General features: G+C 65.1%; 12 protein-coding genes. 8 read left to right on the top strand and 4 right to left on the bottom strand.

Going from position 1 to position 12,625, the window contains the following annotated elements:
- The first annotated feature begins 13 nt into the window (after nt 1–13).
- From OA2633_RS05200 to OA2633_RS05175, 6 genes are all read left to right on the top strand, one after another.
- Nucleotides 14–1,054 carry a rod shape-determining protein gene (locus OA2633_RS05200; RefSeq protein ID WP_009801441.1) on the top strand — a complete coding sequence of 347 codons (1,041 nt, stop codon included), beginning with the start codon at nt 14–16 and terminating at the stop codon, nt 1,052–1,054.
- Between the two features lie 78 nt (nt 1,055–1,132).
- Entirely contained in the window at nt 1,133–1,978 is an 846-nt protein-coding gene (mreC, locus tag OA2633_RS05195; RefSeq protein WP_009801440.1) for a rod shape-determining protein MreC, read from the top strand.
- Nucleotides 1,978–2,484 (top strand): hypothetical protein, encoded by a 507-nt coding sequence (locus OA2633_RS05190; protein ID WP_009801439.1) that lies wholly within the window; start codon nt 1,978–1,980, stop codon nt 2,482–2,484. Before mreC ends, OA2633_RS05190 begins: the two co-directional genes overlap by 1 nt.
- Before the next feature lie 26 nt (nt 2,485–2,510).
- A complete protein-coding gene (gene mrdA, locus OA2633_RS05185; protein ID WP_009801438.1) occupies nt 2,511–4,388 on the top strand; it encodes a penicillin-binding protein 2 in 1,878 nt (625 codons plus the stop codon).
- A 3-nt stretch (nt 4,389–4,391) separates the two neighbouring features.
- Nucleotides 4,392–5,537, top strand: a complete 1,146-nt coding sequence (gene rodA, locus OA2633_RS05180) for a rod shape-determining protein RodA (protein WP_009801437.1) — start codon at nt 4,392–4,394, stop codon at nt 5,535–5,537.
- Nucleotides 5,538–5,662: 125 nt separating this feature from the next.
- Complete coding sequence (locus OA2633_RS05175; RefSeq protein ID WP_009801436.1) at nt 5,663–7,018, top strand: sodium-dependent transporter; 1,356 nt, start codon at nt 5,663–5,665, stop codon at nt 7,016–7,018.
- Nucleotides 7,019–7,089: 71 nt separating this feature from the next.
- Here OA2633_RS05175 and pip read toward each other — a convergent pair whose 3' ends face one another.
- Nucleotides 7,090–8,064 carry a prolyl aminopeptidase gene (gene pip, locus OA2633_RS05170; RefSeq protein ID WP_009801435.1) on the bottom strand — a complete coding sequence of 325 codons (975 nt, stop codon included), beginning with the start codon at nt 8,062–8,064 and terminating at the stop codon, nt 7,090–7,092.
- 106 nt (nt 8,065–8,170) lie between these two features.
- Here pip and OA2633_RS05165 point away from each other — a divergent pair, with 106 nt between their 5' ends.
- On the top strand, nt 8,171–8,827 hold the full coding sequence (locus OA2633_RS05165) for a hypothetical protein (RefSeq protein WP_009801434.1): 657 nt from the start codon (nt 8,171–8,173) through the stop codon (nt 8,825–8,827).
- Nucleotides 8,827–9,459, top strand: a complete 633-nt coding sequence (locus OA2633_RS05160) for a class I SAM-dependent methyltransferase (protein WP_009801433.1) — start codon at nt 8,827–8,829, stop codon at nt 9,457–9,459. The genes OA2633_RS05165 and OA2633_RS05160 overlap by 1 nt, the downstream gene beginning before the upstream one ends.
- On the opposite strand, the gene OA2633_RS05155 is transcribed toward OA2633_RS05160, so the two are convergent.
- Genes OA2633_RS05155 through OA2633_RS05145 form a run of 3 tightly spaced genes read right to left on the bottom strand, consistent with a single transcriptional unit; the run spans nt 9,428 to nt 12,548 of the window.
- On the bottom strand, nt 9,428–10,531 hold the full coding sequence (locus tag OA2633_RS05155) for a hypothetical protein (protein ID WP_009801432.1): 1,104 nt from the start codon (nt 10,529–10,531) through the stop codon (nt 9,428–9,430). The two genes, OA2633_RS05160 and OA2633_RS05155, sit on opposite strands and share 32 nt — an antisense overlap.
- Nucleotides 10,528–11,250: a class I SAM-dependent methyltransferase gene (locus tag OA2633_RS05150; protein ID WP_009801431.1), complete on the bottom strand. Its 723-nt coding sequence runs from the start codon at nt 11,248–11,250 to the stop codon at nt 10,528–10,530. Before OA2633_RS05150 ends, OA2633_RS05155 begins: the two co-directional genes overlap by 4 nt.
- The gene (locus OA2633_RS05145) at nt 11,247–12,548 is read right to left on the bottom strand and encodes a glycosyltransferase family 4 protein (protein ID WP_009801430.1); all 1,302 of its coding nucleotides are present in this window, start codon (nt 12,546–12,548) and stop codon (nt 11,247–11,249) included. The genes OA2633_RS05150 and OA2633_RS05145 overlap by 4 nt, the downstream gene beginning before the upstream one ends.
- Between the last annotated feature and the right edge of the window lie 77 nt (nt 12,549–12,625).

Here is a 12,625-nt window from a genome sequence, read left to right as displayed (position 1 = left end):
AAAGAGGCAGAGAATGTTCTCCAGCGTGTTCGGTCTCCTTTCCGCGGATATCGCCATCGATTTGGGGACGGCGAACACACTGGTCTACGTCAAAGGCCGTGGCGTCGTTCTGAACGAGCCCTCTGTCGTGGCCTACAAGGTCGACAAGGGCCGCAAGCACGTGCAGGCCGTCGGCGCCGAAGCCAAACTCATGCTGGGCAAGACTCCGGGCAATGTGGAAGCCATCCGGCCCATGCGCGACGGCGTGATCGCCGACTTCGACGTGGCCGAGGAAATGATCAAGCACTTCATTCGGAAGGTGCATAATCGTCAGACCTTCGTTAGCCCGCAGGTCGTGATCTGCGTGCCGTCCGGCGCCACCGCCGTGGAGCGCCGCGCCATTCACGAGAGCGCCGTGGGCGCGGGCGCGCGCAAGGTTTACCTGATCGACGAACCGATGGCGGCCGCCGTGGGCGCGGGCCTGCCGATCGACGAGCCGACCGGCTCCATGATCGTCGATATTGGCGGCGGCACCACCGAGGTGGCCGTGATGTCGCTGTCGGGTATTGTCTATTCGCGCTCGGTGCGCGTCGGCGGCGACAAGATGGACGAAGCCATCATCAACTATATCCGTCGTTCGGCGAACCTTCTGATCGGTGAAACCTCCGGTGAGCGGATCAAGAAGGAAATCGGCTCCGCGACCCCGCCGCAGAAAGGCGAGGGCCTGACGCTGGACATCAAGGGCCGTGACCTCATGAACGGCGTGCCGCGCGAGATCGTGGTGACCGAGGCGATGATCGCCGACGCCCTGTCCGAGCCGGTCGAGCAGATCGTGGAAGCGGTCAAGCAGGCGCTGGAAGCGACCCCGCCGGAACTGGCGGCGGACATCGTGGACAAGGGCATCGTGCTGACCGGCGGCGGCGCCCTGCTGCGCAATCTCGACACCGAACTGCGTGATCGGACCGGCCTGCCGGTGAGCCTGGCGGACGAGCCGCTCTCCTGCGTTGTGCTGGGTTGCGGCAAGGCGGTCGAGAATCTGCGCCTGTGGCGCCCGATCCTCGCGGAAGCGGTTTAACCGGGACAGGCGAGCCTGTGAGGGGGGACTTCCAGCTTGGCTCAGAGGCGGAGTTCCAGACGGCGAAATGATGAGGGCGTGCGGTTTCCCACGCTGCTCTTCATCGTTTGCATCTTTGTCAGCTGCATTCTGATTTATCTGGATCGCCCCGAGAGCCGGCCCCAGGCCCTGACCGGTCTGCGTGCGGGCTTCAATGATCTCGCCACGCCGGTTCTTGATCTCAGCGTGCGGCCTTTCCGGGGATTCGCCAATATCGGTCCGTGGTGGAAACGCCAGTTCGAACTGGCGGAAGAGAACCGCGCCCTGCGCATGCAGGCGGCTGAAATGCGGGCCTGGCGCGACGCCGCGCTCTCGCTGCAGGAACGCAATGCGCGCTATCGTGAAGCCCTCAATCTGCAGGCGGACGCCGCCGAGGACCGGATCAGCGCCTGGACCGTGGCCGATCGCTCCAACGCTTTCGTGCGCTCACGCCTGATCGACGCCGGCTATGATGACGGCGTTCGCCCGGGCTATCCGGCGGTGAATGTCTATGGCCTTGTGGGCCGGACCGTGGAAGTGGGCCGCAGCTCGACCCGCGTTCTGCTTCTGACGGACATCAATTCCCGCGTGGCGGTGATGGCGGACCGCTCGAACGCCCGTGCGCTTCTCGTGGGCGACAACACCGAGTTTCCGCGTCTGGAGTATCTGGGCGCCGAGCCGGACCTGCAGGAAGGCGATCGCATCGTCACTTCGGGCGACGACAATGTCATGCCTCGAGGCGTGCCGGTGGGGCAGGCGGTCCGGGATCGGGATGGGCGCTGGCGCGTGGCGTTGTTCAGCCGCACCGCGCCCATCGATCTGATCTGGATCTGGCCGTTCGAGCCGGTCCAGGCGCCGGAAGCCGATCCGGTTCCTGAAGACCTGTTCCAGGAGGGGGCGAACTGATGCGGCCTTCGGTTGAACGTGGCAATGGCGGCGCCGATCTGGTCATGTTCATCGTGACCATGCTGATCGCCTTGATCCTGCACGCCCTGCCCAGTCGTCTGGGCAGCGGTCCCGATCTGGCCCCGGCCTTCCCGCTGATCGCGCTATTCATCTGGTCGGTCAGGCAGCCCTGGTTCATTTCACCGCCTGTCCTGCTTCTGGTCGGCGTCGCACAGGATCTGCTGGCGGGCGCGCCCATGGGCGTCTGGGCTCTGTCTTTCCTCGTGGCCTTCAGCGTACTGCGCCTGCGAGAAACGGACGGCGCCGGTGAAGTCGGCCCGCTTGCGCTCCGCTTCACCCTGACCGCCTGCGCGGCTTTCGGCGTGGCCTGGGGGGCGGGGTCCTTCGCGATTGGCGCCCCTGTGGCGCCAGGACCGTTGATTACTGAAGCGGTTCTGACCATCCTTCTGTTTCCGATCTTCGCCTGGCTGTTCGCCCGGCGGAAGGAACGCAGCACCTTCTCCTAACGCAGCAGACCCGAGAAAGAGCGCGCATGCGTCGCGACAAGCAGGAAGCCCAGGCCCAGTTCAACCGTCGCTCGCTTCTGTTGTCGGGCCTCGGGGCGGGCGCGTTCGCCGCGCTGGGCGCGCGCATGTACGGGCTGCAGGTGCTCGAGCAGGACGCCTATCGCCTGCTGTCGGAACAGAACCAGTTCAACTTCCGACTTCAGCCGCCTGCGCGCGGACGGCTTCTCGACCGGTTCGGTGAACCGCTGGCGGAAAACCGGGAGAGCTACCGGCTGATGATCGTGCGTGATCAGGCCGGCGATCCACGCGCGGCGCTGGAGCGCCTGTCGCGCTACATGCCTTTGAGCGAAACCCGCATTGACCGCATATTGCGCGCCGTGGCGCGCACCTCGCGCTTCACGCCGGTCACCGTGGCCGAGGATCTCGATTGGGAGACCTTCGCGCGCATCAACCTGCATCTGCCGGATCTGCCGGGCATCACGCCGGATGTGGGCGAGGTGCGCACCTATCCGCGCCCCTATGACTTCGCCCATGTGACGGGCTATGTGCAGGCCGCGCCGCCGGAAGCGGCCAATGATGATCCGCTCCTGCTGCACCCGGGCTTCCGCATTGGTCGGACCGGCGCCGAGCTGCAACATGAGGACGAGCTGCGGGGCTCGGCCGGCCAGCTGAAGGTGGAGGTGAACGCCACCGGCCGGGTCATGCGCGAGATACCCGAGCAGTCCATTCCGTCCGTGCCGGGCCGCGACGTCACGCTGACGCTCGACGCCCGCGCGCAACGCACCGCCATGGAAGCGCTGGGCGATCAGAGCGGAGCGGCGATCGGCCTGGATGTGATCACGGGAGAAATCCTGGTGCTCGCCTCAACGCCCAGCTTTGATCCCAATGCCTTCGTGCTGGGCATTGGCCAGGACGCCTTCGCCTCGCTCAACAACAATCCCTACCGCCCCCTGTTCAACAAGGCGACGACGGGGCTGTACGCGCCAGCGTCCACCGTGAAGGTGATGTCGTCCCTGGCCGCGCTCGAGCATGGCGTGGTGGATCCTGAAGAGACCATCTATTGCGGCGGTCACACACGACTGGGCAATCGCGACTTCCACTGCTGGCGTCGGCAGGGCCATGGCCGGGTCAATATGCATGAAGCCGTGAAGGGCTCATGCGATGTCTATTTCTACGAAATGGCCAACCGGCTGGGCATAGAGCGCTATAACGAGATGCTCGAAAGCTGCGGTCTGGGTCAGTTCTTCGACATTGGTCTGCCCTATCCGCGACGCGCGGAAGGGCTAGTGCCCGGCCCGGCCTGGAAACGGGCGCGCCGCAATGAACCCTGGACGACCGGGGACACCTTCAATGTGGGCATCGGTCAGGGCGCGTTGCTGAGTTCACCGCTGCAACTGGCGGTGATGACGGCGCGCATCGCCACGGGACGTCGTGTCATCCCGACATTGTCGCCGGTGTCCGGTGCGCCGCCTGAATTTGAATCCATGGGATGGACGGCGGAACACCTGTCCGAGGTAAATCGCGCCATGTCCGGCGTCGTCAATGAGCCGGGCGGCTCCGCCTACTGGCCGCTGCAGACCCGGGGCATCGACCTTGAGGGCATACAGATGGCGGGCAAGACCGGCACCTCCCAGGTCTATTCCATCAGCGCCGAGGAGCGCGCCGCTGGCTTGCGGGATCAGGAAGACCTGCCGTGGCGATTGCGCAATCACGGCCTGTTTGTTTGCTATGCGCCGGTCGCCGCGCCGCGCTACGCCGTCACGGTGGTGCTCGAGCATGGCATTGGCGGCACGCGCGCCGCTGTCCCCGCTCAGGCCATTCTGCGTGATCTGGTGCGTCGCGATCCGTCAAACACCCGGCCGGACATGTATGCGTCCGCAGCCCGTCCCGTGACGGAGGGCTAGGACATGGGCGTTTTCACCCAGTCCGCGCCGCGCGGTTTCCGGGGCAAGCTGTTCGAGATCAACTGGGCCTTTGTCCTCCTGATCCTGCTGGTCGGCCTCATCGGCGTCGGCATGCTGTATTCCGTCGAGGGCGGGGCATGGAATCCTTACGCCTCCCGCCACGCCCTCAGGCTGGGGGTCGGCCTGATCGCCATGGTGGTGATCGCGCTGTTTCCGCCGCGGTTCTGGATGGGCATCGCCTATCCCGCCTTTCTGGGCGCGCTGGTCCTGCTGATCGGTGTGGAGCTGATCGGCACCACCGCCATGGGCGCGCAGCGCTGGATCGATATCGGTCCGATCCGCATGCAGCCCTCGGAGATCATGAAGATCGCCCTCGTGCTGGCGCTGGCGCGCTATTATCACGATCTGCCCGAGGAGAAGGTCTCGTCGCTGGGCGGGCTGATCATTCCGGCTTTGATGATCGCCGTGCCCATGGGATTGATCATCAAGCAGCCCGATCTGGGCACGTCGCTCTTGCTGGCGGCGACCGGGGTGGTGATCGTGTTCCTCGCTGGGTTGAGCTGGAAGGTGATCATAGGCTCGGGCGTGCTGGGCGGCATCGCGGGCGGCTTCTTCTTCCAGTACGGGCTGCAGGATTATCAGCGTCGCCGGATCATGACCTTCCTCAATCCGGAAGAGGACCCGATGGGCGCGGGCTATCACATCCTGCAGTCCAAGATCGCGCTCGGATCGGGCGGGATGACCGGCAAGGGCTACATGGAAGGCACCCAGGCGCACCTGAACTTCCTGCCCGAGAAGCAGACCGACTTCATCTTCACGATGCTGGGCGAGGAGTTCGGCTTCATCGGCGGGCTGGTGGTGCTGTCGCTGTACGCGCTGATCCTCGCCAACTGCATCATGATCGCGACGTCCTGCCGTTCGGTCTTCCTGCGGCTTGTCGTGATGGGCGTGGCCACGACCTTCTCGCTCTACGTCTTCATCAATGTGGGCATGGTCATGGGAATGCTGCCGGTGGTGGGCGTGCCCCTGCCGATGATCTCCTATGGCGGCACCGTGATGATGACGGTTCTGATCGGGCTCGGGCTGATCCTGGGCGCGCACGTGCACCGCGACACCGAACCGCCGAAAGGTGCAGGATTGTTCGGTTAACGCCGCATTGCCCAACTTGACCGCAGGGCGCGGATCGACCAACCTCCCGCGCCAAACCGTCGCAGGACGGTATCGGATTTATAGCGCGCGCCCAGAGGCGTGGCTGAGGGGAGGAGACTTCATCAATGGCGATGGGCGGCGCGAGCGCGCACGGGACTTGGAGCAGCCGTTTCGGCTTTCTGATGGCGGCGATCGGCTCGTCTGTCGGATTGGGGAATTTCTGGCGGTTTCCGTATACGGCGGGTGAGAATGGCGGCGCGGCCTTCGTTCTGATCTACCTTGCCTGCGTGGCGCTGATCGGCTTTCCGATCCTGATGGCGGAACTCAGCGTGGGCCGTCATGCCCGGCGTTCGGCGGTGGGGTCCACCCGCAAGATGGCGTTTGACGCCGGCGCGTCCGAGTTGTGGTCCATCGCCGGCTGGGTCGGCATGGCCGGCGGCGTGATGATCCTGTGCTTCTACTCGGTCGTGGCGGGCTGGGTGGCGTCCTATGTCTACAAGATGTTCACCGGCGCCATGGTCGGCATGGATCCGACCGAGGTGTCCAGCGTCTTCGGCCAGCTGGTGGGCGACACCAGCACCGTGATCCTGTGGCATACCCTGTTCATGGGCGTGACCATGGCCATCGTGTGCTTCGGCGTGATCAAGGGGATCGAGCGCACGGTGTCGATCCTGATGCCGCTCTTCTTCCTGATGCTGGTGGGCATGGTGATCTATGCCGGCCTGACCGCCGATATGGGCGCCGCGATCAACTATCTGTTCGCGCCGGACTTCTCCAAGATCACCGCGCAGACCTTCCTGGAAGCGCTGGGCCAGGCCTTCTTCTCGATGAGCGTGGGGTCGGCCATCATGATCACCTATGGCTCCTATCTGTCGCGCGACGACAACCTGCCGCAATCGGCCGGCATCATCGCGGGGTCAGATACGCTGGTGGCGATCATTGCAGGTCTGGCGATCTTCCCGTTCGTCTTCGCCTTCGGCCTCAGCCCCGATGCGGGTCCGGGCCTGTTCTTCCAGACCCTGCCGGCAGCGTTCTCGCAAATGCCGGGCGGCCAGTGGGTGGGCGCCGCCTTCTTCTTCCTGGCCCTCATCGCGGCCCTGACGAGCTCGATCTCGCTGCTGCAGGTGATCGTCGCCTTTGGCGAGGAGCACACCGATTTCGGCCGTGTGGGCTCGGCGCTGTTCTTTGGCGCGATCATCTACATGTTCGGCGTCGCCGCGGCCTTCTCGGGCGATTTCTTCGATATTCTCGACAAGGTGTCCGGCACGATCCTGCTGCCGCTGGGCGGTCTTCTGATCGCTCTGTTCACCGGCTGGGTCGTGTCCAAGTCGCTCATGCAGAAAGAGCTGCCGCATGCCGGCGAGAAGTTCTTCGCCTATTGGCGCTTCACCATCCGCTGGCTGGCGCCGGTGGCGGTGGGCCTGATCATCGTCACGGGTCTCGCCAGCATGTTCGGCATCAGCCTGCCCTTCATCGGCTAGGGCCTGATCCAACTCAAACAAAAGCCCCGGTCTGATGACCGGGGCTTTTTTGTAGTTGCATGACGCCGGGCCTAGCCGAAGCGGCGGGCGAACATGTCGGTAGCGCGCACCAGCCCGTCCACAATTCCGGGCTCGCCGGCGGCATGGCCCGCATCCGCGACGAAATTCAGCTGCACCCCGGGCCAGACGCGCGACAATTCCCAGGCCGTGCGCGGCGGGGTGACCATGTCATACCGCCCCTGCACGATGACGCCGGGGATCTCCCTGAGATGGTTGGTATCCTCCAGCAGGACGCCTTCACGTTCAAAGAAGCCGCCATGATGGAAATAGTGGGACTCAATGCGCGCCAGCGCATCGGAGCGGTGCGGATCAGGGTTCACATGATCGGGCGTCGTGCCCATCGAGATCAGCGCGCTTTCCCAGCTTGACCAGGCCAGCGCGTCATCGCGACGCTGGTCCATGCTCGCGCCCGAGGTCAGCCGCGTGTAGTAGGCGGCAATGACATCCTCGCGCTCATCCGGCGCCAGCCGATCGGTCAGCCGGGCCCAGGCGTCGGGGAAGAGACGGTTGGCGCCATCACGGTAGAACCAGTTCAGTTCATGACGGGTGCAGGTGAACACGCCGCGCAACACCAGGCCCAGAACGCGGTCCGGACAGGCGCGGGCATAGGCGAGCGCTAGCGTCGCGCCCCAGGACCCGCCAAAGGCGAGCCATTTGTCCACGCCCAGATGGACGCGCAATTGCTCGATGTCGTTGACGAGATGGGCGGTGGTATTGTGTTCCAGCGAGGAATAGGGACGGGAGCGTCCGCAACCGCGCTGATCAAAGACAATGATGCGGTAGCGGCGCGGATCAAAGAAGCGCCGCATGGCGGGGGCCGCGCCGCCTCCCGGCCCGCCATGCAGGGTGATGACGGGCACGCCGTCCGGGCGTCCGCAGTCCTCGTAATACAGGCTGTGACCCTGACCCACGTCCAGAAATCCGGTGTGGACCGGGGTCAGGGGCGGATACAGCCCAAGACGGCGATGAGAGCGTGCTGTGTCCATTTTTTCCGTGCTAATCAGCGGATTAACTTTCAAGTCTGTTTACCGTGAGACTATGTCGTTTTATCACTATGTGGAACCAGCTTCGCGAGGGGGAGTTGGTCTCTGTATGAAGGATCGCTTCGACATGCACACGGTCTTCAGGACTCTGGGCCTGGTAGTCGGTTTATGCACCTGCAGCCTTGCGGCCGGATGCGCCAGTCAACCGATCACCCTGGGCGCGGACTCCCAGGCGGACATCGAGGCGGAGGCGCGTCTGCGTTCACAGGCGGCGCGACTGAGCGCGCTGGTGGACGAGGAGGGCTGGACCCTCACGGCCGGACCTGCAGACGCCGCGCGACAATTCTTTTCCCGCCTGATCAATGGCGGCGAGGACGCTGACGCGCAATCGGATCCTGTCAGCCTCTATGTAGAAGCCCAGGGCGCCAATGTTGTGCTCGCCTTCCATGAGGATATCGCTCAACTGACCACTCTGGCGCAGGGGGTGGCGGACGCCGCCGACAATGTCAGCGAGAGCGCTCAGGGTCTCGGCCAGGCGACGCTGACACAGGATCTTGCGTCTGCTGAAGGCGCGCTGGGCGCAGTGCGTCGCGCAGAGGACTTCTTCAAGGCTGTCTCCGAAGGCTTTGGTCCGGACGCGGACGAAGCGCAGATTGCGCAAGCGCTCTCCTTGCTTGCGGCGGAGAAGACCCGCCTTGCCGATGCCGCCGACGCGCTGGCTGAACGGCGCTGGGCGGCGCAATCCAGTCAGGGCCTGTCCAGCTGATGTCAGAGACTCTTCCGGGCGATGCGCTCGACCCTCAAACCGTCAAGGGCTTCCTCGCCGATGACGAGGGCCAGGCCTTGGCCCGTCATGCAATCCGTGCGTCACACACTGCGCCAGGCGCCTTTGTCGAGATCGGCAGCTGGTGTGGTCGCTCCAGCGTCTATCTGGGCCGCGCTGCGCGGGAGGCGGGCCGTGTGCTGTTCGCCATCGACCATCATCGCGGTTCTGAAGAGCATCAGCCGGGCGAGGGCTATCACGATCCCGACCTGTTTGACGCCGAACTGGGCCGGGTCGACACCCTGCCGGCGCTTCGCCGCACGATCGCGCTCGCCGATCTTGAGCAGAACGTGGTTCCGGTTGTCGGGCCGTCTGCTGTCATTGGCGCACACTGGTCCGCGCCCCTGAGCTTTGTGTTCATTGATGGCGGTCACGCCATGGATACGGCATTGGCCGATTATCGCGCTTGGGCGGGACATGTGGCGCGTGGCGGCCTGCTGGCCATCCATGACGTCTTCCCCAATCCCGAGGACGGGGGACGCCCGCCCTATGAAATCTGGAAGCTCGCGGTCGCGTCGGGCCTGTTCGAGCCGGTCGAGCGGATCAATACGCTCGAGATTCTGCGTCGCCTTTGAGCCAGGCGTCCGGCCGGGCGTGACGGATCAGAAGGTCTGATCCATTGCTGAGCCCGTAAAGGGCGTCAGCGGCCAGTACGACCGCGCCCGCCGTCCAGCTGGGGCGTTCTTTGGGCCAGACCTGGCCCAGCTCGAACTGCCAGCCCATCCAGTAGCCCAGACCATCCCGCGCCAGAGGCGCCAGCGCGCCCAGGAGACGTTGCGCCCGCACGGTTTCGCCAATGCTCAGACAGGCCAGCGCCAGTTCGGCCGTTTCGGCGGCGGTGATCCAGGGCTCCTCGCTGACGCAGCGGCAGCCCAGGTCCTCGACCACGAACTTGTCCCAGCCTGCGTGCAGGTGCGCCTTGGCGCCCAGACCGGTCAGAACGCCGGACAGAACCGGATAATACCAGTCCATGGCGTAGCGGGAGCGATCCTCGCCCAGCCGATCAAACCGGTGTGGCCGGTCCGTGAAGGTCTGAGCGATTGTCTTGCGGGCGCGCGCCCAGTCGGGGCGGGACTGATCGAGCGCATCGGCAATGCGCAATCCGCACTCGAGACTCTTGTAGAGCGAGGCGTTGCCGGCCTTGAGCGAGTCCACGTCTTCGAGCGGCTGGCCGTCATCGGGCTTGCGCCAGACCACATCGCCATGGGGCGTCTGGTGGCTGACCACCCAGTCGAGCGCCCTCGTGATCATCCCGGCATGGCGGGCGATCAGGCGCGGCTCATCGAGCGCCAGCGCACAGCGCAGCACGGTGACCGCGGCATAGCCGGTGAAATTGGTGTCACGGGCGGTGACCGGGTTTTCAGGCGGGGCGATACGGTCCCCGCTTTCATCCATGGGCACGCCAGCGCCCAGCTCACCCAGCCAAGAGCCGTCTTCATGCTGACGCTCGGCCAGCGCATCAAGGGCGGCGTGCACCGCCGTCTCGCGTCCTGCGACCGCCAGCGCCATGGCGCTTTCACCATGGTTCCAGGGGTCCCAGACGCCGGTCTCGATCCAGGGGATCGCGCCGTCGCGCAATTGCAGGTCCTCGATCCGGTCGGCGCAGGCGGCGATGTCGACGCCGATGGATTGCGGGCGATGGCTCATGCCGCGTCCTTCTGGAAATAAAGCGCGACGGACTTGCCCATGATCGGGTTGAGCGCGGCTTCGGTCCAGCGCGTCAGGCGCGGCTTTTCCATCAGATCCCATTCCAGCAGCTTGCGGAAGGCGTTGACCGTGCGGCTCTCTTCCTGGCGTTCCCATTTGGCGCAGCGCAGCCACCAATAGGGCGAGTGCAGGGCGTGCGCCCAGTGTCGCTTGTAGGGGCGGTAGCCGCGGCTCGCGACCCGGTCGCGAAGCTCATGATCGCGGAAGATGCGCACATGTCCGCCGGGGGTGTTCTGATAGCCTTCAGACAGGGCCCAGCAGATCTTCTCCGGCCAGTAGCGCGGCACGGACAGCGCAAAGCGCCCGCCCGGTTTGACAATGCGGGTGATCTCATCGAGCGCCGCATCCACATCGGGCAGATGCTCGAGCACTTCAGAGCAGATCACCACCTCAAAGCTGTTATCGGCAAAGGGCAGGCGGCCCGCATCGCCGACGCACCAGACCGCGCTGCGCGGCGGGGTCTGCGGGGGCGGGGGCAGCTCGAAAAAGCCGTCGACGGCGCTCTTGAGATCCTCAAGGCTGAGATCGAGCATGGTCACGTCGAGCGCCTTGTCATGCCAGTAGAAGGCATGGCTGTGGCGGCCCCGGCCACAGCCCAGGTCAAGGACACGCTGACCGTCCTGAAGGTCCAGCGCATCAAGGTCCAGCGTCACCATCATTGGGCGGCAAGCTCCGTCACATCCGGCAGGCGTCCGCGCTCGGAGAGCGCGTCGTAGTAAAGATCAAGGCTGGCGCGCGCATGCTCGTCCCAGCGAAAGGCGCTATGGGCGCGCGCCGCGCAGGCCGCGCTCATCTGCTGTTGCAGCTCGGGATCCGACAGCACGCGCTCCAGCGCGTCTGCGAGTCCGTCCGCGTCCTCGACTTCGGTGACGATCCCGGCCTCGCCCGCGACTTCGGGCAGGGCGCCGCCGCGCGAGACGATCACCGGGGCGCCACAGGCCATCGCCTCCGCTGCCGGAAAGCCGAAGCCTTCAAAACGGGACGCGGAGACGAACACCGTCGCCTTGCGATAGAGCGCGACGATTTCATCAAGGCTCAGTCCCGAGACGAACTCGACGCTGTCCAGAAGACCGGTTTCGACCAGGGCGCGCTTGGTAGGCCCGTCGCGCAGCTGGCCAATGACCGTCAGTCGGGGCGTGCGGCCGCGGGCCTTCAGCTTGGCCATCGCATCGATCAGAACATCGAGCCCCTTGATGGGCACATCGGCGCTGGCGAGGGCCAGGACATGGTCCGCATCCCGTTCGACGGTCGGATCGGGTTTGAAGCTGTCCAGGTCGAGCCCGTTGAACGCCACGCGCACCTTGTCAGGATCAACGCCGCAATGCCGGGCGTAGGATTGTCGCGCTGCGTCCGACACCGCCAGGAAGCGCGGCAGGGCCCGCGCGGCTTTCGCCTGATGATCCACAAAGGAATGCCAGCGCCGGGTCAGGGCGCGCCGCCACCAGTTCGCCGCTCCTGCCACCGCGAAGTCGCGGTCAATGGCGATGGGGTGATGCAAGGTGGTGATGACCGGCAGGTACTGGTCCACGCCCGCCATGGCCAGAGCCAGGGTCTGGTTGTCATGGATCACGTCGAACTGGTCGCCATGCTGGGCGACCCAGGCTTCGAGCCGGATGGCGTAGCTGATCATCTCGGCGAAGGCGCCGGTATTGTGTGACAGCCATTCGGTGCGGTCCGCCCGGTCGAACAGCGTCTTCCAGCGCAATTGCAGGAAGGCGTTATCGACGCTGAACAAATCCAGAGATGGCAGTTCGATCAGTCCGATATCCGGGTCAAGATCGGGATAGGGCGGGCCGGAAATCACCGACACCTCGCAACCCTGATCGGCGAGGGCGCGCGACAGGGCGCGGACATATACGCCCTGACCGCCCACATGGGGCGCAGAGCGATAACTGGAGACCAGCACGCGCAGGCGCGCGGAGCGGGTCTGGGTCGGATCTGGGACGGCGTCTCTCATGAGTGCGCGAAGCTATCGCCAGCCGCGCCGGAAACCAAGAGCAAACAGTGTTCACTCCACCGTCTTGCATGCTTTCT

This window comes from Oceanicaulis sp. HTCC2633, from assembly GCF_000152745.1.
Lineage (GTDB): Bacteria > Pseudomonadota > Alphaproteobacteria > Caulobacterales > Maricaulaceae > Oceanicaulis.
Note: the sequence above shows the minus strand (reverse complement) of the source record. Positions and strands in the feature narration are given on the sequence as shown.

Bases quoted from the DNA above. Each gene is read 5' to 3' on its own strand.
- OA2633_RS05200 (WP_009801441.1), top strand. From the start codon at position 14: ATGTTCTCCAGCGTGTTCGGTCTCCTTTCCGCGGATATCGCCATCGAT.
- OA2633_RS05190 (WP_009801439.1), top strand. From the start codon at position 1,978: ATGCGGCCTTCGGTTGAACGTGGCAATGGCGGCGCCGATCTGGTCATG.
- mrdA (WP_009801438.1), top strand. From the start codon at position 2,511: ATGCGTCGCGACAAGCAGGAAGCCCAGGCCCAGTTCAACCGTCGCTCG.
- rodA (WP_009801437.1), top strand. From the start codon at position 4,392: ATGGGCGTTTTCACCCAGTCCGCGCCGCGCGGTTTCCGGGGCAAGCTG.
- OA2633_RS05175 (WP_009801436.1), top strand. From the start codon at position 5,663: ATGGCGATGGGCGGCGCGAGCGCGCACGGGACTTGGAGCAGCCGTTTC.
- pip (WP_009801435.1), bottom strand. From the start codon at position 8,064: ATGGACACAGCACGCTCTCATCGCCGTCTTGGGCTGTATCCGCCCCTG.
- OA2633_RS05165 (WP_009801434.1), top strand. From the start codon at position 8,171: ATGAAGGATCGCTTCGACATGCACACGGTCTTCAGGACTCTGGGCCTG.
- OA2633_RS05160 (WP_009801433.1), top strand. From the start codon at position 8,827: ATGTCAGAGACTCTTCCGGGCGATGCGCTCGACCCTCAAACCGTCAAG.
- OA2633_RS05155 (WP_009801432.1), bottom strand. From the start codon at position 10,531: ATGAGCCATCGCCCGCAATCCATCGGCGTCGACATCGCCGCCTGCGCC.
- OA2633_RS05150 (WP_009801431.1), bottom strand. From the start codon at position 11,250: ATGATGGTGACGCTGGACCTTGATGCGCTGGACCTTCAGGACGGTCAG.
- OA2633_RS05145 (WP_009801430.1), bottom strand. From the start codon at position 12,548: ATGAGAGACGCCGTCCCAGATCCGACCCAGACCCGCTCCGCGCGCCTG.